Below are 21,946 nucleotides of genomic sequence, written 5' to 3'. Positions count from 1 at the left end.
GGGATGCGACCCTGCCGTCCTACCGGCCCTACGACACTCCGATCCAAGATGAGTACCGCCTGCTCAAACCCACCGTCCGAGAACCGACCACTGAGGTTTTCGGGTTGTCGTCGGGTGGTGACGGTTCATGATTCCTGCGGTATGCCGGTGAGGTGAGGTATCCGGAGGGTGGGGGCCTGACCGCTGAGCGTCGGGCGTTTCGTGAGGGGATCGGGCTTCAGGCCGGCGACAGGTTCGCGGCGGGCGAGAAGACCGCGGTGGTCGCGAAGGATCCGCGGGTGAGGGTGCGGTCGGTGGAACGCTGGCGTCGTACCTGGCGCGCGGGCGGCATGGAGGCCCTGCGCTCAGGAGGCCCGGCGAACTCCCCGACCGTCACCGATGCACAGTTCGCCGTACTCGAGGAGGAACTCGGCAAGGGCCCGTCCCCGCATGGCTTCGAAGACGAACGCTGGACCCTGGCCCGGGTCCAGACGCTGATCCGGCGGCGTCTTCGGGTGAGCCTGTCGGTGACCGGTGTGGCGGCTGCTGAAGCGGCACGGCTGGTCGTGGCAGGCACCCGCCCGCAGAGCCCTCGAACGCGACGAGCACGCGGTGGAGCTGGAGCTGTGGAAGAAGGAGATGTGGCCGCGGGTAAAAGCCTCGCGGCGGCCTCCGGGGCCTGGATCGTCTTCGAGGACGAAGCCGGCCTCTCGATGACTCCGCCCCGCGCCCGAACCTGGGGGCGGCGGGGACAGACCCCTGTCATCCGCGTGCGTGGCAGGTCCCGCCGCCGGACCTCGGTCGCCGCGCTGTGCTGCTACAAGGCCGGTGAGAAGAGCCGACTGATCCACCGGCCCCGCACCCATCTCCTGCTCAAAGGGGCACGCAAGAGGTTCTCCTGGAAGGACTACCGCGACCTGCTGGTGCGGGCACACATCCAGCTCAACGGCCCGATCGTGGTGGTCTGGGACAACCTCAACACCCACCTGGCCGCCGGGCTGAAACGCTACGAAGCCGAGCACGACTGGCTCACCACCATCCGCCTCCCGGCATACACGCCAGAGCTAAACCCGGTCGAAGCCGTCTGGTCCCTCGTGCGCAGAGCGATGGCCAACACCGCCTTCGACACCCCCGACGACCTCGACCGCACCCTCCGCCGCGAGTTACGCAGAATCCAAGTCCGACCCCACCTCATCGACGGCTCCCTCACCGCCACCAGTCTGGCCATCAACCCACCGACCCCACACTGAAATCCTCAGTACCCCCCGTTACCTTCTTCATGGCTCCGCAATGGGGCTGCCGGCCTTCGGGTCCGGCATGACTTCCCCCCTTGTTGTTCATAATCCGGGGGGTGGTGTCACCGGGCCCGGAGGCATCGACGGACCGCTGATGAGGGCCTTGAGCACCGGCTTCACCCGAGCCGGAAGAGCTCTCCGTAACGTGGATGTGGCAGCTCGGTGCCGAGGCAAGGCCGTACGAAGGCGTGATGGAGGGGCCTGCACGTGATCGACACCAGCACCATCGACCTCTTTCTCGGCCTGGACGTCGGCAAGGGCGAACACCACGCCACCGCCGTCACTCCGGCCGGCAAGAAGGCGTTCGACAAACGCCCGCCCAACACGGAACCCAAGCTCCGTGAGCTGTTCGCGAAACTCCAGGCCAAGCACGGGACGGTGCTGGTCGTGGTCGACCAGCCGGCCTCGATTGGCGTCCTGCCGCTGGCCGTTGCGCAAGACATAGGCTGCCCGGTCGCCTACCTGCCAGGGGTCACGATGCGGCGGATCGCCGACCTCTGCCCGGGCAAGGCGAAGACCGACGCGAGGGACGCGTTCATCATCGCCGACGCCGCCCGCGCGATGCCCCACACGCTGCGGGCCATCGACGGCGAGGACGAAACGATCGCCGAGCTGGAGATGATCGTCGGCTTCGACGATCACCTGGCCGGCGAGGCCACCCGGGTCGCGAACCGGCTGCACGGCCTGCTGACCCAGATCCACCCGCCGCTGGAACGAGTCCTTGGGCCGCGGTTGCAGCACCCGGACGTCCTCACGCTGCTCGAAAGGTTCGGGTCACCGGTCCAGATACGCAAGGCCGGACGGCGGCGGCTGGTCACCCTGCTGCGACCGAAGGCGCCCCGGATGACCGAGCGGCTGGTCGAGGAGATCTTCTCCGCCCTGGACGAGCAGACCGTCATCGTTCCGGGGACCGAGGCGGCCGCGCTGATCGTCCCGAGCCTCGCAGGCTCGCTGGCCGCTGTCCTTGACCAGCGCAAGCTGCTGGCCGGGCGGACCGAGGAACCGCTGGAGGCCCACCCTCTTTCGAAGGTCCTGACCTCGATGCCGGTAGTCGGCGTCAGGACCGGAGCCAGGATCCTGATCGAGGTCGGCGACGGCAGCACCTTCCCGACCGCCGGCCACCTCGCCGCTTACGCCGGATTCGCCCCGGCGACCCGCAGCTCGGGCTCATCAATCCGCGGCGAACAGCCCTCCCGGAGAGGAAACGAACAGCTCAAACGTGCCTTCCTCCTCTCCGCGTTCGCCACCCTCGGCGACCCGGCATCGCGGGCCTACTACGACAAGAAGATCGCCCAGGGCAAGCACCACACCCAAGCCCTACTCTGCCTCGCCGGACGCCGGGCCGACGTGCTGTTCGCGATGCTCCGCGACGGAACCTTCTACGAACCCCAACCCGCGCGTTCAGTTTGAGCACACACCAGGCCGAGGGGTTTACGACCCTTGCTGACCTGCGAACTCTCGGTACTCGTCCACAAGCCGGAAGAAGGCCTCAAGCGGAGGTTCGCCAGGCAGGTTTTCCATGATCGCAGGGTCCCACCCTGTCGCCATCGACCATCCACGGGTCCTGCCGAGCCAAGAGGTAAACCCTCCACTTCCACGGTGGAACTCGAACGCCTCGTGGACATCGTGGACCTGAAGGGCGAGGTGGTAGCCGAACATCATCACCGCCAGCTCCTGCAATGAGCCGTTTCGCAGCCATGCATTCGGCCGCTGCCGAACGACATCCAGCAGGTCATAGATGTCCCGCCATTCTTCGACGGTCCGCCCCTTGGGCCCTCCATCTGCCGCCCCACCGCATCTCCCTCCCCAGCTGACATCACCAGCAACCTAACCCGCCACCTTGACGAACCAGATAGGGGCACCCCCCAACGCTGCATCAGATGCCCGGCACGGCGAAGGCTGTGGCCGTCCGAGAACCATTGGATCGGGGCAGATCTTTCGGGGGGTACCCCCAATGCGGGCGTCTGTCATGGTGTCCATATTGAAGGAGCGTTCCTGGTTCAGATGGATACCCACCAGTCATTCAGAGCGCACACTCAAGCAGGTGTGCACTCATTGAGGAGTTCTCTATGAAGACGCGAAGCAGGATCCTCACTATTGCGGTGAGTTCGGTGATGGGTCTTGGACTGCTTAGTGCCACGCCTGCGGCAGCAGCAGGCAATCCAGAACAGTGTGGGCTGGAATCAATCTTCGCCGGCCCTCAGTTTGTCACCGGTGCGATTACCAGCAAGACTTGCCTCGTTACCAAGACAAATTTCCTCGGTCAGAAATCCTACAGCGCCAAGGTCTACATCTATAGCTTGAGCCCCTCCTACCTGAACGATATCGATATCGTCACTGGAGAAGGTTTTGTCAATATGATTGCCTGTCACTTCGATACGATCAAGCCGAAATACTGGGCTTCTTGCGAGTCGCCCGACTTCGCGGCCACCGGCTCCGGTCATCTCTTGAATTCAACTGTGAGCGCCGAAATCAATTCCTACTCGGTCTTCAGCAACACTTCCGTCTACTGGACCTGGTAGTCAACGGTTGCGGAAGAGCCGATAGAGGGTCCGCCGCGGGCAGGAAGAAACCAGACCGCTAATAAACTCGCCAACTTCAGTGGGACGCCGAGCTCGTAGCTCGGCGTCCCACTCTGCGGCCGTTCCGATCTTGGATTGTGGGTGTCGAACGGGAAATTCAATCGGCTGATCGCGGCCCGCCGCGGGCTTGAAGGCAGGGCCCCTTGATGTCTCGGGGTTGGGAAGCCGACGGGCCTTCACCCCGGATGCTGAACACACGAGACATTGAGCCTTTGCCAAACCGGCACGCTGCACAGCTGGGTGTCACGACGGCGGCATAACGGGTCGGCGTCACTGTCGCTCGGGAGCGAGCACTAGGTCATGGATCATGAAGTGGAGTTGCACGTCGTCCAGTGACTCCGCCCAGAGTCCCTCGGCGTCGAGCACGGAGGCTGCGACCATCCGAGCCTCAGCAACAAGTTCGGGGTCGTACGTGAAGCCCGGCCGTAGAAGGACGGGGTACTCGTTCTCCTCGCCGAACTGCCGCACCCTTTCCATGTCGCCCAAGGCGGCGTGCGGGAGCGACTCGTTCGCCCAGGACCACAGCCAGGTCTGCTGGGAAACACTGACGCTGCCGATCACTGTGAGTCGGCCGGTGAGGAATACCTTGCCGCCGCGCGACCACGTGATCTGCGCGTCGTCCATCGACCAGTCGTACTGCACGTCCCCTGACAGGCCGAAGCGTTCGACCATGACTGCCTGTCGCGAGCGGGCGCGCTGCCGAGCCGCTAGCACGACCGCCTCCCAGCCAGAGTGATCATGCTTCGAGCGGTCGTCCACCTTGCCTCCTCGTGCGGAACTGTCGGCATGATCCTGCCACCCCGGCCTGTGGCCAGGATTGCCGGGCCTGGGCTTGCCAGTGTCCGGACGGAACATGCATCTCTCATCCTGTCCGTCTGGGTTTGCTTGTCTGCTGGTGATGCGCCGGCCGGGCGGGTCATGTCCCGCCAAGTGGTGTAGGGGATCAACGAGGAAATCCGCAGGTCGCGCACGGCATTCACCGTTCGATGGCGGGAGTGAGCAGATACACGCTCAGCTCAGTAAGCTTTCCCGTGGTCGCCGGTGCTGAGCCCGCGCACCTGATCTCGGGCGCACGGCGACCGGCCGGCCGCCGTGGGAGGTACCGATCGACTCGGACTGACGCATCGTCATTCGATCTTGAGACCTGAAGGCTGACCACTGGAGTGAGCTGCGACTTCGCCCCTTGATCCCCTACACCACTTGACGGGACACCATCCCAAACCCTGTCGGTGTCCGTGCGGGTGACGCGTCAGGATCGCCCCAGCTCTCGGGGCGGCCGATGACGAACTCACCGCCATGCTTGGGCGGGCGGCCTCCCTGTCGCGGGCGGAACCACGGCATCGGAACGGGCTTACACATCACCCGGTCTGAGCGCAGCCTGCCCAGAATCTCCACGAGCAGGTCGGCCAGGAGGTGGGCGATGCGGGGCCCGCCGTAACCCGTGTCCAGCACGACCAAGACCTCCGGTCCCCGTCGCGCCACTGACCGGCGTCCACGAGACGTTGGACGACGTCTCTGAATTCGTCGGCCGTGACCGCGGCCAAGTCGGCACCGTGCTCCAGCCGGATTGCGTCGTGCGGTGCTGTCCACGAGGTCCCGCCGGTCTCCAGCGCAGCGACGATCGAGTACGGCCGCCCATGCTCGGGGGCGAGCGCCAGCTCCACGAAGGGGCGCAGCGGGCAGTCGGTACACAACAGCGCGTCGCATGGCTCGAACAGGACGCCGCTGCGCGCGAGCATGCACGCGTATAGCTTCGACCGCCTCGGCCGCCGCCCCCTCATCACCGGCCTGGCCTTCTACACCGCCCCCTCGATCGCCTGCGCCCTCGCACCCACCGCAGACCTGCTGATCGGCCTGCGCCTTCTCCAGGGCGCGGCAGGGGCCGCAGGCGCTGCAGGACTCCTCCCCAGTGTCATGCAGCGCCCGCACGCCGTGTCCTGCCGGTGGTCTGCCCCCGACGGCGACTGTCCGCCTCCGGTGGCATCCCTGAGCCGAAGCCAGCACCCTCACGTGGGACGCGTGAGGGTGGCCGCCGCGGGACACGGATGTGTGGATTACCTGCGGCGACGACCACGCCGCAGGTAATCCACTGCGGTAACGGGGGAACCGTATGCATCCGCGCAACGCCATTCGATCATCGGCATGCCCCGGAAGCAGTGAGTAGCCGCTACTCCAATCCGTCGTCCCGTGACAGGCCGCACCGCAGTCAACCCGGAGCCGGCCGCGAGCGTCGACTTCCCTTCGGCACCGGAGGCCGGCCGTGACCACGGGCGCACCGAGATCCAGGGAGTGAAGCACGTGGTGCCGGTTGGCGGAGACGGGCGGGCGGGCGGGCGGGCGATCCATGACGCATCAGGTCAAGCCAAGCATCTGCTCGCGCAGGCGGGAATTGTGCTCTGCGGGCCGGCACCGGTGCCGGGCCACGGCGGCAGGGCCTGCCAGGCACGCCCCGCCCCAGCGGAGCTGGACTGGGCGAGCCGCGTCCCTCCGATTGCCGTTCAGGTCCGGAGGCCGGGCAAGTCTCTATGAGTCCAGCGGCGCTGAGGCCGCCCAGCGCCGAGCGGACGTGTTCTTCCGGCATGCCACCCTGAGCTGCGCGCTCCATGACCTGGTGCAGCGCCATCTCATGTCATCACGCAGGGACTGCGGCGGTCTCCGGCTCTGCGTGCGCCGTGTTGGGGGTGGTGAGGTAGCGCTCGGCGTCCAGAGTGGCGGCGGTGATGGCTGGTGGTGGGTGTGGTCAACGACGTCGCCGGCGGCGAAGAGGCCGGGGGTGTTGTACGGGTCGAGGGCGAGGCCACCTTGATGTAGTTCTCGGCGTCGAGGTCGACCTGGCCGGTGAACAGTTCGGTGCGCGGGTCGCGGCCGATCGCGATGACCAGCCCTGTCACGTCCAGGTCGCGGCGCTCGCCGGTGAAGTCGTCCCGCAGGACGACACCGGAGAGCATGCCGCCCGCCTCCTTGATCTCGGCGATTTCGCTGTCGACGGCGCAGGCGAAGCAGATCTTGAGGAAGGTGGCTTCCTCCATGGCTCGACCTCGGTGGTGGTGAGGGATCCGCCGACGAAGCTGCTGCTGCCGAAGAGCAGAGGCCCGAGCTGGGCGCGGGCGGTGTAGAGGACGGCGGTGTATCCGGCGGGGCCGGAGCCGATGGTGACGACGTCGCGTATGCCGTCATCGGTGATGGTCGTCCCGGTCGCCGGATCAGCCCTGCTGCTTCGCGTCGATTTCGGCGATGAGGCCCTCGATGAGGTTCTTGATCTCGTCGCGGATGGGCCGGACGGCATCGACGCCCTGGCCGGCGGGGTCTTCGAGCTGCCAGTCGAGGTAGGTCTTGCCGGGGAAGTACGGGCAGGCGTCGCCGCAGCCCATGGTGATGATGTAGTCGGATGCCTGGGCGGCCTCGGCGGTGAGGACCTTGGGGGTCTGGTCGGAGATGTCGATTCCGAGCTCGGCCATCGCGGCCGCCGCGGAGGGGTTGATCTGGTCGCCGGGCAGGGAGCCGGCCGAGCGGACCTCGACGCGGTCTCCGGCGAGGTGGCGCAGGAATCCTGCGGCCATCTGGGAGCGGCCGGCGTTGTGGACGCAGACGAACAGCACGGACGCGAGCGGGCTGGCAGACATGGCTCTTCCTTCACGGCAGGCAGGCTGCGGCACGCCATCAGCTTCCGGCATGATTCAGCCCGGGCTGGTATCAGCCCTCGATGATGTGACAGTATCAGTCCATGATGACGTCAGTCGACACTGATCTGATCCGGGTTCTGGCCGACCCGCTCAGGCTCCGGATCGTGACCCTCCTCGCCCGCGAGACCTTGTGCACCACCCACCTCGTGGAGGAGACGGGTGCGAAGCAGACGAACCTCTCCAACCACATGAAGGTGCTGCGGGAGGCCGGGGTCGTGGAGACGGAGCCCTGCGGGAGGTACGTCTACTACCGCCTGCGCCCCGAGGTCATCGAAGCCCTGGCCGGTCAGTTCGCCAGCCTTGCGGCGACCGCGCGGTCCACCGCAGAAGCGAACCTGAAGCGGTCCTGCCCATAGGCCCTCGCGGCCATGCCCGCCCTGCCTCACCTGCCCGAGGAGAACCACGCCTTGACCGCCACCGAACCCGCCGCGAGCGACGTCATAGCTGCCGCGAAGTCGCCGCAGCCCGCGCCCGGCGCGACCCCGCCCCGTAAGCCGTTGGTCGCCCGGGCGGCCGCGGAGCTGGTCGGGACCGCCGCCCTGGTCGCGATCGTCGTCGGCTCCGGCATCCAGGCCACCGAGCTGACCGACGACATCGCGCTGCAACTGCTGGCCAACTCCACCGCCACCGTCTTCGGCCTCGGCGTCCTGATCGCCCTCCTCGGCCCGGTCTCCGGCGCCCACTTCAACCCCGCGGTCAGCCTCGCCGAGTGGTGGAGTGCCCGCCGCGGAGGCGCCGGCGTCAGCGCCCGCGAACTCGCCGTCTACCTGCCCTCGCAGATCGTCGGCGCGATCGCGGGCGCGATCCTCGCGGACGCCATGTTCGGGCAGCCGCTGGTGAAGTGGTCGACCCACAACCGCTCCGCCGGGAACCTGCTCCTGGGCGAGGTCGTGGCAACCGCGGGCCTGATCCTCCTGATCTTCGGTCTGGCGCGTACGGACCGGCTGCGCTTCGCCCCGGTCGCGGTGGCCTCCTACATCGGCGCGGCGTACTGGTTCACCTCCTCCACCTCCTTCGCCAACCCCGCCGTCACCATCGGCCGCGCGTTCACCGACACCTTCGCCGGCATCGCGCCGTCCTCGGTCGGCGCCTTCATCGGCATGCAGCTGCTCGGGGCCGTGGCCGGTCTGGCGCTGGTCGCGCTGATCTTCATGGACGGCAAGGGCGCCGAGGGGTCGTCGGCGGCATGACGCAGCGCACGGATGTGGTGGTGATCGGTGGCGGCCAGGCCAGGCCGGGCTCGCCGCCGGCTACCACCTGCGCCGCCTGGGCGTAGAGCACGTCGTCCTCGACGCCCAGGCGGCCCCGGGCGGCGCCTCGCAGCACACCTGGGACTCGCTGCGGCTGTTCTCCCCGGCCGCCTACTCCTCCCTGCCAGGCCGCCTCATACCCGTCCAGGAAGGCCAGACCCACCCCGACGCCGTGCACCTGGTCGCCTACCTCGCCGACTACGAGAAGCGCTACGAACTGCCCGTCCAGCACGGGGTGTGGGTCGACGCGGTCCACGACGAAGGCGCCCTGCTCCGGGTCGAGACCGACACCGGGGGCGTCGCCTCCCTCGGCGACATCGTCGCCGTACCCCCGGTATGCGCCGCCCGGGACGCCGGGCTGTTGGCCGCCCGTCCGATGTTCACCCGCCTCACCACGACCGGCGCCGAGTGGGCGGACGGCACCCGGCAGGACGCCGACACCGTCGTCTGGGCCACCGGCTTCCGCCCCGCCCTCGCCCACCTCGCCGGCCTGCGCCTGCGCCTGCGTGGCGAACACGGCCACATCGCCACCACCGGCACCCGCGCCGCCGAGGACCCGCGGCTGCACTTCGTCGGGTACGGCGACTGGACCGGCCCGGCCTCCGCCACCCTGATCGGAGTGGGACGGACGGTCCTCGAGGCCGCCCGGGAGATCCGCGACCTGCTCAGCTGACCGGCCTCACGTCACCACGGTGCTGCGGCGCTCCAGCAGGACCACGTCCCGCCACGTGCCGTGGTGGCGGCCGATCCGCTCACGGGTGCCGATGACCCGGAAGCCGGCTCGCCCGTGGAGGGCGAGGCTGGCGGTGTTCTCGGGGAAGATCCCGGACTGGATCGTCCAGATCCCCGCCGCCTCGGTGGAGGCGATCAGGGCGTCGAGCAGCGCGCGGGCAACGCCGCGGCCGCGGGCGCCGGGGTGGACGTAGACGGAGTGCTCGACCACCCCGGCGTACGCGCACCGGTCCGAGACCGCGCTGGCCGCGACCCACCCCAGCACGGTGCCGCCGTCGTCCAGGGCGACGAACCGGTGCCGGGGCATCCTCGCCTTGTCGAACGCCGTCCACTCCGGGGCCTGCGTCTCGAAGGTGGCATTGCCTTCGTCGATCCCGGCCTGGTAGATCACCAGGACCTCTTCGGCGTGCTCGGGCAGCAGCGCCTCGATCCGCACCCGGCTCACGCCGCGGCCTTCGCGGCTCCGGACAGGAGCGCGCCCATCGCGGCGAGGACGGCGGGCTCGACCCGGTAGTACACCCACGTCCCGCGCCGCTCGGAGGACAGCAGCCCGGCCTCCTTGAGCTTCTTGAGATGGTGGGAGACGGTCGGCTGGGAGACGCCGACGTCGGAGATGTCGCACACGCACGCCTCTCCGCCCTCGTGGGAGGCGACGGCGGAGAACAGGCGCAGGCGGACCGGGTCGCCGAGGGCCTTGAACATCTTCGACGCGACCTCGGCCTCGTCCGCGGACATGGGGCGCTCGTTCAGCGGCGGGCAGCACGCGACGACCTCGGGCTCCAGCAGCGGCGGGACCTTCACATTCGACATACATCTATGTTGACACACATCGAATCAACCGGGTAGGCGCCTCACAGCGGGTACCGCGCCAGGCACCGGGCCTCCCGCGTGGCGTCGCGTCCGACGCCACCACCTCGCCGCCATCGTGCCCGGCGGGCACCTGCCACCGCTCCGGCGTCCCCGCGGCGACGGCTGCGCGGTAGCGGCCGTCGTCCCTGACCGGCCGGGCCGGCGGGGCCCCAGGACGCGGCCGGCCGGGACGCCGTCCAGGCCCTCGCCGCCCGGGGCCGGTGGGGTTCGCCGGACAGCTCCCCGAGGCCGCGATGACCGCCACGTCGGCACGCTCCATCAACAGCCCCTTTGATTCGATGAATGTCTATGTTGACACATGTCGAAACAAGTGCCACGCTGATCACATCAAGCCATCGACAGACATCGAAGCAATGAGGAGCCGACCATGACCGCGCCTGCCACCACCGACCTGCCCGTCGTCGTGATCGGGGCCGGTCCCGCCGGGCTGGCCGCCGCCGCCCACTTCGAAGAACGCGGCCTGGACTTCCTCGTCCTGGAGGCCGGCACCCACGCAGGAGCCGCTACCCGCGACTGGGCCCACGTACGGCTGTTCTCCCGCTGGGGCGAGGTCGTCGACCCGGCCGCCGAGAACCTCCTCGCCCCCACCGGCTGGGTCAAGCCGGATGCCGCCTCCTACCCCACGGGCGGGGACTGGGCCGCGCGCTACCTCCAGCCCCTCGCCGACGTCCTCGGCGACCGCGTCCGCTTCGGCGCCCGCGTCACCGGCGTCTCCCGTACCGGCCGCGACCGCATCGTCGACGCCGACCGCGACAGCCAGCCCTTCGTCATCCACATCGAACACACCGACGGCCGCGAGGAGCGCGTCCTCGCCCGCGCCGTGATCGACGCCTCCGGCACCTGGTCCACCCCCAGCCCCGCCGGCGGCAGCGGACTGCCCGCCCTCGGCGAGAAGGCCGCCGCCGACCGCATCGCCTACCGCGTCCCCGACCTGAAGGACCCGACCGTCCGCTCCCGCCATGCGGGCAAGCGCACCGCCGTCATCGGCTCCGGCGCCTCCGCCTTCACCGCCCTCGCCTACCTCGCCGACCTCGCCAAGTCCGACGACGGTGCCGGCACCCACGTCACCTGGATCCTGCGCCGCGGGATCTCCGGCTCCACCTTCGGCGGCGGCGACGCCGACCAGCTGCCCGCCCGCGGCGCCCTCGGACTGGCCGCGAAGGCCGCCGTGGACGGCGGCTACGCGGACGCGGTCACCGGCTTCCGCACCGACGCCTTCGAGCGGGACGGCGACGGCCGCCTGGTCCTGGTCGGCGAGGACGGCCGCCGCCTCGACCCGGTGGACGAGGTCGTCGTCCTGACCGGCTTCCGCCCCGACCTGTCCTTCCTCGACGAGCTGCGCCTGGGCCTCGACGAGCGCCTCCAGGCCCCGGTGGAGCTGGCTCCGCTGATCGACCCGAACCAGCACTCCTGCGGCACCGTCTACCCCCACGGCGTGAACGAGCTCTCCCACCCCGAGAAGGACGTCTACCTGGTCGGCATGAAGTCCTACGGCCGGGCGCCGACCTTCCTCGCCATGACCGGCTACGAGCAGGTCCGCTCCATCGCCGCCCACCTCGCCGGCGACCGGGAGGCCGCCGAGCGCGTCGAACTGACCCTCCCCGAGACCGGGGTGTGCGGCGGCGCGGGGCTCTTCGACGAGCCCTCAACCGCGGAGGAGACCGGCGGCGGCTGCTGCGCGACCCCGGCCACCCTGCCCATCGGCGCCCCCGCAGCGGTCTCCTCCGGCGGCCGCTGACGGTCCCGAACACCAAGGCCGGCGTGGCCGCGACCGGGACGGGGGTCCGGTCGCGGCCACGCGCCGTGCTGCCCCGTGCTGCCCGCCCTGTGCGTCACGCAGATCACCAGCTGGGGCGTGCTCCACTACGCCTTCCCCGTCCCGAACCCCGCCATCACCCGCGCCATCACCCGCGCCACCGGCTGGCCCGCCGGCCTGACCACGGCCGCGTCCTCCGCCGCACCCAAGGACGGCAGCGGCCACCCTGGGGTAGCCACAGGGAGACGGGTCTCATCCGCTAGGGATGCACCCGCATGCCCAAAGCCCGCCTGCGATAGCAGAGTTGAGCTGCCGTCGGCGCCCTCCATCGCCGAGTGCCTCGAACCGGCGGCGCCCTGTGTGCACCCAACCCACCGTCTTCCACGAAGGAGAAGGACGTGAAGGCATCGCGAAAGATCGCTCTACCTGTGGTCCTGGCCGGATCGCTGGTCCTCGCGGGAATTCTCGGAAGCGCTCCTTCTGGAGCCGCGACACCGCCTGCGCCTGATCCGGCAGCCTCCGCCGAGGCCCGGATCATGGCCCAGGCATTGAACATCCCCGTACAGCAGGCGCAACAGCGCCTGGACCGGCAGGGCGTGCAGTCCATCCGGGCCGAGACGATCGGCAAGTCCCTGGGCACCCGTTCGGGCGGCAGCTGGATCTCGCCGCAGGACGGCATCCTCACGGTCGGCATCCTCGACACGGCGGATGCGGAGACCGTCAAGTCGGGAGGTGGACGTCCGCAGGTCGTCACCTACTCACTGGCAGAACTGGACAGGATCAAGGGAGAACTGGACGGGCTGGCCAAAGCCCGGGGCGCGGGCAAGGCCGACTCCTGGGGTGTGGACGTGATGAGGAACCGTGTCGTCCTCCAGGTCCCGGCCGGCCAACTGGATGCGCGGACCGCCGCGTTCGTCCGGGCGGGCACGGCGTCGCGCCCCCAGGTCGTGGTGGAGCGGACGACCGGGACCGCCGTGCCCGCCGGCATCGAAGTGCGCGGCGGCCAGGACTTCGTCACCACACCTCTCGTCGGTGCCTCGAAGCTCTGCTCGGCCGGATTCAGCGGTCGTGACAAGGCCTTCCCGTCCATCGCGTACCTGATCACTGCGGGTCACTGCACCGAGGGCCAGGGGGTGCTGGCCCTCAGGAACGGCAGCACCATCGGGGCTGTCCCGTTCGGCGGCAGCAGCTATCCGGGCAACGACTACGGCCGGGTCATCTTCAACAATCCGGCCTCGTGGGATCCTTCCGGCTACGTCTCGCGTCACGGCTCGGGGGCGGACGTTCCGGTGAAGGGGTCCCTCTCCGGGAACGCCCTGATCGGTACGGAGGTCTGCAAGTCCGGGATGACCACCAAGTGGACCTGTGGAACCGTGACCCACGTAAACCTGACGAAGAACGTGACGACACCCTTGGGCGAGCCGATCGGCAGTGTCTCGGACCTGACGGCGGTGAACCTCTGCGCGAAGCCGGGTGACAGTGGCGGGTCGGCCGTCCAGTTGCTCGGGCCGTCCGGTCAGATGGCGTGGCACGCCGTCGGCGTGCTCTCGCTCGTGACCATGTATGCGGCGGTCCCGGGCGGCCCCAAGAACCTGTGCGGCAGTGAACTGGCGACCAAGCAGCCCAACGCGGTCTATTTCCAGCCGATCAAGGAAATCCTCGATGCCTACAACATGAACCTCGTGACGGCGCCCTGACACCAAGGGGCCGCTGGGGCGGATCGTCGATGGTGTGTACGTGTGAACCGGATGTGTCGGGTCTCTCCTCGAATCCGATGCCGAGACAGCGCCTGTCCGCAGATGCGCCACCGGCTGCCGGGCTCGCTGTCCGGGCTCAGGGGACTGCCGGGCGCTTCTGGTCTACTGCGCCGTCGGCTTGTCGACCTCGGTCTGGATCTGCTTTCGCGTCGCGGGGGATCCGACGATGATGCGGGAAGTCGCCGGCTGGTTGGACACCTGCCCGAGGGTGGCTTCGCCGCGGGCCTTTCCCTCGTGAGTGCCCGTGCCGGGCTTGTAGTCGATGACCATGGCGTCCTTGCCGCATTGCAGGGAGGCCCAATCCGCTGAATCGCTGAGGCTGGTTCCTCTACGAAGGCCGCCGCATCCTCGCGGCCCGAACCACGTCACCACCCTCTCACGGACGGGGCCCTCCCCCGGCAACGAGCGAGGTAAACGCCTGCGGGGCTCCTCCCCACCAGGAACCCACCCTAAGCCGCGGCCCCGCTACAACGGGACCACGGCAGACGGAGAACCCCCGTGCTTCAGCGCGGGGAGGCGGACGTCAAGATCCCGGGGTTTGAGCGCGTGCCATCGAGGTCGAGTGCACGGCACGGGCTCGCTGTTGTGCACAGCCAGCCCGTGCCGTTCGGGGGTTCCGGCCTCGGTCAGCCGGCGGCCGGCTCAGGGACTCGGGGCGCGGGGGCCATGGCCGTCAGCGGTCCAAGCGGCGGGCGATGCCTCCGATGACGGCGGTGATTCCTGCCTTGATGATCGTCTCGTTGTACTTGTCGGCTGCCTCGACAGCCTTCTCCATAGCCTTGCCCACTGGCTTCATGACGGAGTCAACCGCCTTGTCCGTATCCCGGCCGGTGAGTGCTGCCACTCCCTGCGCGGCGAGAGCGACGGGGGCGGCAGCGAGCATGCCACCGAGGCTTGCCACGGCTGCGACCCATCCTGAGGCCGTCTGTGGGTCAAGTTCGGGGCCAGGGGCGGCCCATCCTTCGAGAGCCGAATCTGACATTGCAGTCTCCGTTCGACCTGCGTTGACGGAGTGTCATTACTCCATCACCCCCATGTTGCCCCGGCTCCTGTTCTCATTTCCTCATCCCTGAGTCTTGAGATCGCCGGCATCCTCCGGGGTGGTTCTCATCCGTGAGGATGATGGCGATCGGCCCGGCCGAAACCCGTGTGACACATGGCTAGCACTGGTGCGACAGGTGCGACGTATGCCCGGGGTACGACGGAACCCCTGCCCCTTCCCTCACAGCGTGGAGTCCTTGATTGCAGGGGAGGTTGGGGGTCATGGGGTCCAGGCAACGGACGTACACGCCTGCGTCTCATGAGGGTGCTGTACGCATTGTGTTCGAAAAGGGCAGGACGATCCCCGACGTCGCCGAGGAACTCGGCGTGCGGTCGGGCACGCCGCCCAGCCGGGTGTCGCGGTGGCGACGCAACGAGTCGGCGCCGTCGGATCGGCCGGCCGAGGCCGCGCCGGGAGGGCGGATACCCGAGGCCGAGCGCGCCGAGCTGGAGCGGCTGCCGCGGGAGATGGGCGAGAAGAACAAGCGGATACGTGAGATGGCGATGGAGAGGCGCGGACAGTTGGCCGATGCCGTCCGGAAGGCTTTCGAGGACTCCGGCGGCACCTGTGGTACCCGGAGGGTCTGACTCCTCCCGGTCCGCGCCGGCTGGCGGGTTTGGGTGAACACCGTTGCCCGCCCGATGGCCGAACTCGGTCTGGTGGGGCGGAAGGTCCGCCGCCGGGGCGGGCTGATCCGGCCCGGCAAACGGTCCGCGTTCGCGGACTTCGTGCGGCGGGACCTCACCGCGAACGCTCCGGACCAGATGCCATGCGGCGACGTGACGGCGATTGCCGCCGGTGAGGGCAAGCTGTGCCAAGGCCGACTACGTCCGTCGGCACGCGTTCACCACCGGCACCGAGGCCCGGCTGCGGATCGCGGCTCGGATCACCGGCTTCCACAACATCCGGCGACTGCAAAACGTGTGTAGCACGGCTTGCGCCGCTACCGCTGCCGCGGCCAGAGAATGGTCCATCTCCGGCACTCCCGGCTACTCAAGGCCGAGCAGGAGCAGCGGCTGGAGCGCGAGGTCCTGTCTCCGGGCCGCCGTGACTCGACCTGTCATTCGAGCCTGCACCAGGCCCGACCTCGAAGGCACAGGCCCGGCTTGAGCTGTTCTGCTGGCTGTCGTACGACAACCGGCGCCGTCGCCACTCCGCGCTCAGCTACCTCGCACCAGCCGAGTTCGAAGAACAACCGATCACGACACGTGCGCAGTCACTCCCCAGGGAGCAGCCTCACCCGACTGCATGGCCGGACAGCGCGTCGGACATCCGGTGCAGCAGGCGCTGCTGGTGGATGCTGGTCCAGGTCATCCAGGCCAGGAACGCGATCCCGAACGCGGTGAAGACCAGGGTCTGGCGTAGTCCTGCCGTGGTGGCGGTGAGGACGGCGATGCCGGTGAACATCACGAAGAGAAAGAGCAACGCCCACCGGCGGTGACGGGTCTTGTGAAGGCGGTTGCGGACCAGCCGTTCCATCGCGGCCCGGTCCTCCTGCGATGCGGGGACCTCGCCGTGGCGCAGCCGGTCGTCGAGGGACACGTGCTGTTCCTCGGAGGAGACACCGCTCGCCCGGCGTTCCTTGCGGCGTATTGCCGCGAGCATGATCACGGCTGCCACGGCCCCGGAACCGGCCCGCAGCAGAGCATCGAGCGGGGACCGTCCAGGGGTGATCAAGAGAATCACCCCTGCCCCGCAGACGGCGATGAGTGCTCCCTGTGCCCACGGATGCAAAGCCAGCCACTTGCTGAACCCTCTCAACGCGATTCCCCCAACCCGTAGATTCGGCGGCCCGTTGCCACTCGACCGCACATGCCCACACCGAAGAAGGCCATTCGGCCGACACCAGCTCCGCGCCGTCGCATGGCGGGGACGGCGGCGACGTCGGTCTTATGGCAACAGCGGTGCGCAATGGCCGGCTCCAGGGAAGCCCCCTCGTCTGGCCCCGGACTGCACCACCGTTGCCTGCCCGCTCGCCGGCACTCCCTACAAGGCCGATTTCGGGCTGCATCCGCCCAATGCGGCTGCCGTTCCGTGCGGGATGACGGGCTATGCGCGCAAGGGTTCCTACGCGGTGAATGCGACCATGACGGGGGCGGTGCACGGGTCGGGCGGTGGCCAGTCGGGGGATCTCACCGATCCGCACCCGCTCTTCGCAGACCCGCGGTACGCATCGGTGAGCTCCAGGTCGTCGGCAAGTAGCCGTACCTCCAGACGTCCGGCACGCCCTCGCCGGGTTCGGCCGCCGGGGAGGTGGTGGCGGTGGCGGTGGCGGAACCTCGGCGTAGGTCTGCGGCATCTGTGAACACCCCTCGTCCGTCTCGTCACGTGAGTTGCACAGCGGACTCGCTGCAGTACCACCACGCCTCGCGTGCCAGCACCACAACCCAGTCGGCAGACACACCGGCACGGCGCCGGCATGGTCCCGGCCCCACTCAACGGCCCCCGACCTCAGCACTCCACTCACCGAAGCGGCTCTCGCGGCATGACGCAACGATCCCACCGCCCCCGCTGACTCACCGGCCGACAAGCGGTGAGCCGGATTCAAGGCCCCGAACTCACCAAAGGCGTCTAATGCAGGTTCGGATGAACGTTCCACGGAACGGCTCAGTGGAGAAGACCCGGGGCCGGCCGCCCGGCTGGTGTCGTGTCGTGACCGCAATGGTCCGGCGGCACCGAACGCGCCACGCCACAAGATCGCGGAGGATCGATTCGCCTCCCGGAGCCACCCTAGGGTCGTGCTCGCAAGGCCCAACCCGCCCTCCCGGAAGAGGATCCGCCCCCCATGAAGCTCCGCACCACCACCGCCGCTGCCCTGGCCGCCTTCGCCATGGTCCTGTCACTGCCCGGTTCAGCCCTCGCCGCCGAGGGCTACTTCCACTACAAGTACGTCGACGGATACGGACAGCAGCAGCACGTCACCCTCCACAACCCGCACAGCGGCAAGTGCATCAACCTCCATGCCGTCAGCGACGACGACGAGCAGCCCGGCTACGGCCCGCACAACGACACGGACTCCACCGTGACCGTCTACGCCGGCGCCAACTGCGAAGGCCCCGAATGGAATCTGCGCGCACACGGCAACCCCACCCGCGACGACCTCCTCGTCCGCTCCGTACGCTTCGCCGTCAACCCCAGCCACTGAGGATTTCGGGTCGCGGTCGGGTGGTGACGGTTCGTGATCCCTGCGGTACGCCGGTTCTACGAGGTATCCGAAGGGTGGGGCCCTGACAGGTGAGGGCCGGGCGATTCGTGCGGGGACCGGGCTTCGGGCGGGGGCAGCGGTCCACGGCGGGTGCGAAGACCGTCGTGATCGCGAAAGATCTGCGGGTGGGTGTGCGGTCGGTGGAACGCTGGCGCCGTACGCGGCGCGAGGGTGGCATGGAGGCCCTGCGCTCAGCGCGGCCGGCGAACTCCCCGACCGTCACAGACGACCAGTTCGCCGTGCTGGAGGAAGAACTCGGCAAAGGATTACCGGCTCTCGGCTTCGAAGGGGCACGCTGGACCGGGTCCGTGCACATATCCAGCTCAACGACCCGATGATGATCGGTCTGGGGTAATCTCCACACCCGGCTGACCGCCGGGCTCGAACCGTACGAGGCCGATCATGACTGGCTCGCCGCCGTCCGCCTCCCGCCTACGCACCCGACCTCGATCCCGTCGAGGCCCTCTGGTCGCTCCTCCGTAGAGCGTCGCCCACACCGGCGTCGACATCGCCGACGAGCTCGACTTCACCCTGCGGCGACAACTACGCAGGATTCAGCTCCGACCCCAGCTGATCGACGGCTGCCTCGCCGCGCCAGGTCTGATCACCGAACCACCATCCCGCCGACACTGAAGTCGGACCGCTTTCCAACGAAGTTGGGCCGCCCGCGAGGCCGTTCTGTGTTCGGGCTACTGGGCCTCGCTAGTGCGAAGTGACCGGATGTCGCCGGCGAGATGCTTCATGTCCTCGCCTGCCGCATGCACCGTAGTGGTCTCGAAGTGCCACGCCTCGGCCGGAGCCCGGTCGTGAAGGCCCCAAGTCAGATGGACATGGCCACCCGATGGGTGCTCTGCCGAGAGGGTCAGGTCGTATTCGAGGGAATGCCAGGCTGTCGGTCCCTCCCAGCCACGAAAGTCTTCCGCCAGGCTGGAGAGGAAAGAGAGCAGATCGTCGCCGTCCCAGGTCCTCACCAGAGTCTCGATGCTCGGCCAACGGCCGCGGGCCCGCCCCATGAAGTCGAGGGTCGGCTCATCGCCGTACGGCCGGGTGAGTTCAGAGAGCAGGAGGTGCACCGCTTGTCCCCCGGGCTCGCCCATACGGACGACCAGACCTTCATCAGCATCATCGACGATCATTCAGCCAGGGCAGAAGCCCCGTGCGGCACCGTGCGGTGGTTCGACTTCGATGGCAAACGGTGCAACCTCCGCGTCGGAGGACACCTGCGGGAGATCCCGGTGTCGGCGCACCCCGCCCGCGGGCTCTACCGTCACCCGTAGGCGCCACCGGGTGACGCCTACGGAACGCGACCGCCGCCTCCAGGCCCTCGTGCGGCAGCGGTGATCTCTCGCAGCGAACGTTGAGGATTCTCAGCGAAAGACGAGCGGTGCTGCGGCCTGGCCTTCTGGGGAAATGGTGGGGGAAGCGTTACACACGTACGGCGATCCCGTACTCAGCGCCTTCGATCTGGAATTCTTCGATGGCGGGCGGCGTCGGCGTGTTGCGTTGGGCGCCGGGTGAAACGCCCGGTTCGAGGACGTGCCGCCGGAACGCGAGTTCCGCTGGAACAAGGGCGACCGCAGTTTCCCCAGCTGGTATGACGCGGCGACCACCGGCGGCCATGTGGGCTACCGCAACAGACACATACGCAGAACGTGCTCACAACGCAGTCGCCAGCGGCTCTATCGCCTCCGCAAAGCCCCATTCGCTCTCGTCGCCAGCGACCATTCCACGGCTCTGCGCGCCGGAACTGTCCGTCTTCTTCCAGTAAACGGAGGCGACCTCAGCCCACGTGAGCCACGTCCCGAACACGTCGACAGGTCCGCCCCAGGCGGCGAACTCACTGGCCAGTACCTCCCAGGCAGCGCGGGGAAATCCACGGCCTTCGGCCACAGAGCGAAGGTCAAAAGTTTTGCGAATCCCGAAGAGACAGGCGAGTCCGTCATAGGCGTTGCCGCGGTTGAGCAGGTACAGGTCGATGGCGACCTGCCACACAGCGTCCTCATCGTCAGGGCCCCACAGGCGGGCACCCGGTCTGCACTCGATCATCCCACCGACGTCGGTAGACATGCTGAGATCTTGCCTACGTGCCCCTGGAATGGGCACCTGCATTTCGGTTCCGCTATTCGGCAGCCACTCAGCCTTCGGTGAGAACGCTCAACCTTCACTGCGACAGAACACGGGACGAGCAGTGACAGCCGTCGGAGCGCCTCGTCTTCCCGAACGAGGTGTCCGCCCCGTAGGTGCTTCCGCGCTCGGGGCAGAGGAACTTCGGCCACAGGTGCCGGCGGCCCTCCAGCGGCGCCTTCAGGGCAGCCCCTCCCCCGTCGATCGCCTCGCGCCGGGCCTTGTACGCTCGCCACGCCCTCGTGCGGCAGACCGCCGAGCAGTGGCGCCGGCTCTTCCCCCACCCCTCCAGCCTGCCCCCACGCACCGCCCGGGGAAGGCCACCGCTGGATCGGCTGAATCCCCAGGCCTCCGGCCCTCCGGTGAGTCGGGGCGGCCCGGCGGCGCGCTACCCCCAGATGCTGGGCACCGGGCCTCGCCGATGCACGCCCCGAGCCGCCTGCACGCGTAGCGACGGCGCCGCTGCACCCTGATGCTCGTACATCATCTGTACATCGCGTATGCAAGCGCCGGGGACAATCATCCGGAGCGGGGTGTTGAGGTCCGCCCGTTCCGGATTCATGCCACCGATTGCAATTACCACTTCCCTGCCCACATGCTGGCATATCCGACGAAGTCCATGCCGTTGATCACTGCAGAACCCGTGGCGGAGTAGTAGTGCTTGTCGGCCTTCTTGGCCATCCAGCCCGAGTTACAGTAGGCCTCGGCTCCGGGGCCAAGGCTCACAAAGTGGCAGAGGCTTATAAGTTCCGCCCCGTCGGAAGTGTTCAGGGTGACGTCGTTGATCCAGCCCGAGCTCTTGTTCTTGACATATGTCCTCATGTAGTAGAGACCGGAATAGGTGTTCCTCACCTGGCATGTAACGATGTAGGTGTTGGAAATCCACGCAAGGTTTACGAGCTGGCCCTCTGCCCCACACGACTGGACGTCCGCGGCGGCTGCAGGTGAAGCGGAGAGAAGCCCGATTCCGATCGCCGCAGTCGCGCCTATGGCAGCCAGCTTGATTCGCTTGTTCATCATGATCCTTAGGGAGTATAGGAGGATGCGGAGCTGGTAATTTTTGAGCTCCGCATTGCAGATGCGCAGTGGGAACTCCTGCCGCCTCCGCGGCGTTTTCATGACTCTACTTTCGCCCACTGGTGACCGGTGTTCATTGGGGATCCTCCCCAATATGCGGAGCGTAGGGTTTGGTGGCACCCCGAACCGGCTTGGCCCGGAAGCGGCCGCGTGTCGGGCTCCGGGACCGACTCTGCCGGGGGGCCGGTCTTCGGTCTGCTTGGTTTCGATGACGGCTTCCAGGGCGGCCCGGTACTCGTCACGCAGGCCGCTCAGGTCAGTGCCGGTCAGGCATTCGCCGAGGGCGACGGCCGCGTCGGCGTCGGCGACCTTGATGAGGATCTGCGCACTGGGCTCTGCCCGGAATTCGGTGGTTTCCCAGGTCATACGAAGCACCGCCGCCGCCAGAGACAGCGTGGCGGACCACATGTCGGCGATGCGGTGACGGCGACGGCGACGGCGTCGATGAGAAGGGGCAGGCGGCGAGCAGGACCGGGCGGAGGTCCGAACAACGAAGCGCTGAAGAACGCCACCGCATCGCAGCCGGCGGGAGGCCAGTCGAGGTGACTGGCCGTACATGCGTTTGCCATCGGCCGGACGGGGCTAGGCGTAGAG

21 protein-coding genes and 4 pseudogenes are annotated in these 21,946 nt (G+C 68.2%); 13 read left to right on the top strand and 12 right to left on the bottom strand.

Features of this window, described 5'->3' with window-relative positions:
• Window positions 1-152: 152 nt before the first annotated feature.
• From ACZ50K_RS16470 to ACZ50K_RS16460, 3 genes are all read left to right on the top strand, one after another.
• Window positions 153-1,229, top strand: a complete 1,077-nt coding sequence (locus tag ACZ50K_RS16470; RefSeq protein ID WP_468903152.1) for an IS630 family transposase — start codon at window positions 153-155, stop codon at window positions 1,227-1,229.
• A 252-nt stretch (window positions 1,230-1,481) separates the two neighbouring features.
• The gene (locus tag ACZ50K_RS16465; RefSeq protein WP_468903151.1) at window positions 1,482-2,684 is read left to right on the top strand and encodes an IS110 family RNA-guided transposase; all 1,203 of its coding nucleotides are present in this window, start codon (window positions 1,482-1,484) and stop codon (window positions 2,682-2,684) included.
• A gap of 659 nt (window positions 2,685-3,343) precedes the next feature.
• Window positions 3,344-3,796: a hypothetical protein gene (locus tag ACZ50K_RS16460; RefSeq protein WP_468903149.1), complete on the top strand. Its 453-nt coding sequence runs from the start codon at window positions 3,344-3,346 to the stop codon at window positions 3,794-3,796.
• A gap of 330 nt (window positions 3,797-4,126) precedes the next feature.
• Here ACZ50K_RS16460 and ACZ50K_RS16455 read toward each other — a convergent pair whose 3' ends face one another.
• The 4 genes from ACZ50K_RS16455 to ACZ50K_RS16440 all read right to left on the bottom strand — a co-directional run bounded on the left by ACZ50K_RS16455 (window position 4,127) and on the right by ACZ50K_RS16440 (window position 7,479).
• Entirely contained in the window at window positions 4,127-4,615 is a 489-nt protein-coding gene (locus tag ACZ50K_RS16455; RefSeq protein WP_468903148.1) for a DUF6882 domain-containing protein, read from the bottom strand.
• Window positions 4,616-5,047: 432 nt separating this feature from the next.
• Window positions 5,048-5,563 carry a transposase gene (locus ACZ50K_RS16450; protein ID WP_468903248.1) on the bottom strand — a complete coding sequence of 172 codons (516 nt, stop codon included), beginning with the start codon at window positions 5,561-5,563 and terminating at the stop codon, window positions 5,048-5,050.
• Between the two features lie 917 nt (window positions 5,564-6,480).
• The gene (locus ACZ50K_RS16445) at window positions 6,481-6,885 is read right to left on the bottom strand and encodes a hypothetical protein (RefSeq protein ID WP_468903146.1); all 405 of its coding nucleotides are present in this window, start codon (window positions 6,883-6,885) and stop codon (window positions 6,481-6,483) included.
• A gap of 174 nt (window positions 6,886-7,059) precedes the next feature.
• The gene (locus tag ACZ50K_RS16440; RefSeq protein ID WP_468903144.1) at window positions 7,060-7,479 is read right to left on the bottom strand and encodes an arsenate reductase ArsC; all 420 of its coding nucleotides are present in this window, start codon (window positions 7,477-7,479) and stop codon (window positions 7,060-7,062) included.
• A 101-nt stretch (window positions 7,480-7,580) separates the two neighbouring features.
• Here ACZ50K_RS16440 and ACZ50K_RS16435 point away from each other — a divergent pair, with 101 nt between their 5' ends.
• The 3 genes and pseudogenes from ACZ50K_RS16435 to ACZ50K_RS16425 all read left to right on the top strand — a co-directional run bounded on the left by ACZ50K_RS16435 (window position 7,581) and on the right by ACZ50K_RS16425 (window position 9,462).
• Window positions 7,581-7,895 (top strand): ArsR/SmtB family transcription factor, encoded by a 315-nt coding sequence (locus tag ACZ50K_RS16435; protein ID WP_468903141.1) that lies wholly within the window; start codon window positions 7,581-7,583, stop codon window positions 7,893-7,895.
• 51 nt (window positions 7,896-7,946) lie between these two features.
• Window positions 7,947-8,729, top strand: a complete 783-nt coding sequence (locus ACZ50K_RS16430; protein ID WP_468903245.1) for an aquaporin — start codon at window positions 7,947-7,949, stop codon at window positions 8,727-8,729.
• Window positions 8,726-9,462, top strand: a pseudogene (locus ACZ50K_RS16425) (FAD-dependent oxidoreductase). The gene ACZ50K_RS16430 and the pseudogene ACZ50K_RS16425 overlap by 4 nt, the downstream one beginning before the upstream one ends.
• 6 nt (window positions 9,463-9,468) lie before the next feature.
• On the opposite strand, the gene ACZ50K_RS16420 reads toward ACZ50K_RS16425, so the two are convergent.
• Together ACZ50K_RS16420 and ACZ50K_RS16415 are read right to left on the bottom strand one after the other, a co-directional pair.
• Window positions 9,469-9,966: a GNAT family N-acetyltransferase gene (locus tag ACZ50K_RS16420; RefSeq protein ID WP_468903139.1), complete on the bottom strand. Its 498-nt coding sequence runs from the start codon at window positions 9,964-9,966 to the stop codon at window positions 9,469-9,471.
• A complete protein-coding gene (locus tag ACZ50K_RS16415; RefSeq protein WP_468903137.1) occupies window positions 9,963-10,331 on the bottom strand; it encodes an ArsR/SmtB family transcription factor in 369 nt (122 codons plus the stop codon). Before ACZ50K_RS16415 ends, ACZ50K_RS16420 begins: the two co-directional genes overlap by 4 nt.
• 427 nt (window positions 10,332-10,758) lie before the next feature.
• On the opposite strand from ACZ50K_RS16415, the gene ACZ50K_RS16410 reads away from it, so the two are divergent.
• The 3 genes and pseudogenes from ACZ50K_RS16410 to ACZ50K_RS16400 all read left to right on the top strand — a co-directional run bounded on the left by ACZ50K_RS16410 (window position 10,759) and on the right by ACZ50K_RS16400 (window position 13,844).
• Window positions 10,759-12,129: an NAD(P)-binding domain-containing protein gene (locus ACZ50K_RS16410; RefSeq protein ID WP_468903135.1), complete on the top strand. Its 1,371-nt coding sequence runs from the start codon at window positions 10,759-10,761 to the stop codon at window positions 12,127-12,129.
• 23 nt (window positions 12,130-12,152) lie between these two features.
• A pseudogene (locus ACZ50K_RS16405) lies at window positions 12,153-12,351 on the top strand (hypothetical protein); the annotation flags it as partial.
• A 194-nt stretch (window positions 12,352-12,545) separates the two neighbouring features.
• Window positions 12,546-13,844, top strand: coding sequence for a S1 family peptidase (locus tag ACZ50K_RS16400; RefSeq protein WP_468903133.1), 1,299 nt, complete (start codon window positions 12,546-12,548; stop codon window positions 13,842-13,844).
• A 162-nt stretch (window positions 13,845-14,006) separates the two neighbouring features.
• Here the strand turns inward: ACZ50K_RS16400 and ACZ50K_RS16395 are convergent, their stop codons facing one another.
• Together ACZ50K_RS16395 and ACZ50K_RS16390 are read right to left on the bottom strand one after the other, a co-directional pair.
• The gene (locus ACZ50K_RS16395; RefSeq protein ID WP_468903131.1) at window positions 14,007-14,174 is read right to left on the bottom strand and encodes a hypothetical protein; all 168 of its coding nucleotides are present in this window, start codon (window positions 14,172-14,174) and stop codon (window positions 14,007-14,009) included.
• 403 nt (window positions 14,175-14,577) lie between these two features.
• Window positions 14,578-14,787: a hypothetical protein gene (locus ACZ50K_RS16390; RefSeq protein ID WP_468903130.1), complete on the bottom strand. Its 210-nt coding sequence runs from the start codon at window positions 14,785-14,787 to the stop codon at window positions 14,578-14,580.
• Window positions 14,788-15,167: 380 nt separating this feature from the next.
• On the opposite strand from ACZ50K_RS16390, the gene ACZ50K_RS16385 reads away from it, so the two are divergent.
• On the top strand, window positions 15,168-15,533 hold the full coding sequence (locus ACZ50K_RS16385; protein ID WP_468903128.1) for a transposase: 366 nt from the start codon (window positions 15,168-15,170) through the stop codon (window positions 15,531-15,533).
• A gap of 497 nt (window positions 15,534-16,030) precedes the next feature.
• Window positions 16,031-16,168: pseudogene (locus ACZ50K_RS16380) on the top strand (IS3-like element ISRhosp1 family transposase); the annotation flags it as partial.
• Between the two features lie 14 nt (window positions 16,169-16,182).
• On the opposite strand, the gene ACZ50K_RS16375 reads toward ACZ50K_RS16380, so the two are convergent.
• A complete protein-coding gene (locus ACZ50K_RS16375; RefSeq protein WP_468903125.1) occupies window positions 16,183-16,623 on the bottom strand; it encodes a hypothetical protein in 441 nt (146 codons plus the stop codon).
• Between the two features lie 1,108 nt (window positions 16,624-17,731).
• On the opposite strand from ACZ50K_RS16375, the gene ACZ50K_RS16370 reads away from it, so the two are divergent.
• Together ACZ50K_RS16370 and ACZ50K_RS16365 are read left to right on the top strand one after the other, a co-directional pair.
• On the top strand, window positions 17,732-18,091 hold the full coding sequence (locus ACZ50K_RS16370; RefSeq protein WP_468903123.1) for a hypothetical protein: 360 nt from the start codon (window positions 17,732-17,734) through the stop codon (window positions 18,089-18,091).
• A gap of 40 nt (window positions 18,092-18,131) precedes the next feature.
• Window positions 18,132-18,784: pseudogene (locus ACZ50K_RS16365) on the top strand (hypothetical protein).
• A 56-nt stretch (window positions 18,785-18,840) separates the two neighbouring features.
• On the opposite strand, the gene ACZ50K_RS16360 reads toward ACZ50K_RS16365, so the two are convergent.
• The 3 genes from ACZ50K_RS16360 to ACZ50K_RS16350 all read right to left on the bottom strand — a co-directional run bounded on the left by ACZ50K_RS16360 (window position 18,841) and on the right by ACZ50K_RS16350 (window position 21,718).
• Window positions 18,841-19,287, bottom strand: a complete 447-nt coding sequence (locus ACZ50K_RS16360; RefSeq protein ID WP_468903121.1) for a DUF6228 family protein — start codon at window positions 19,285-19,287, stop codon at window positions 18,841-18,843.
• 520 nt (window positions 19,288-19,807) lie between these two features.
• A complete protein-coding gene (locus tag ACZ50K_RS16355) occupies window positions 19,808-20,218 on the bottom strand; it encodes a hypothetical protein (RefSeq protein WP_468903119.1) in 411 nt (136 codons plus the stop codon).
• Window positions 20,219-20,851: 633 nt separating this feature from the next.
• The gene (locus tag ACZ50K_RS16350) at window positions 20,852-21,718 is read right to left on the bottom strand and encodes a hypothetical protein (RefSeq protein WP_468903118.1); all 867 of its coding nucleotides are present in this window, start codon (window positions 21,716-21,718) and stop codon (window positions 20,852-20,854) included.
• Window positions 21,719-21,946: the final 228 nt, after the last annotated feature.

This window comes from Streptomyces sp. NPDC033845 (assembly GCF_055576225.1).
The sequence above is the reverse complement of the archived record's forward strand: the minus strand, read 5'-3'. Positions and strand labels throughout refer to the sequence as shown.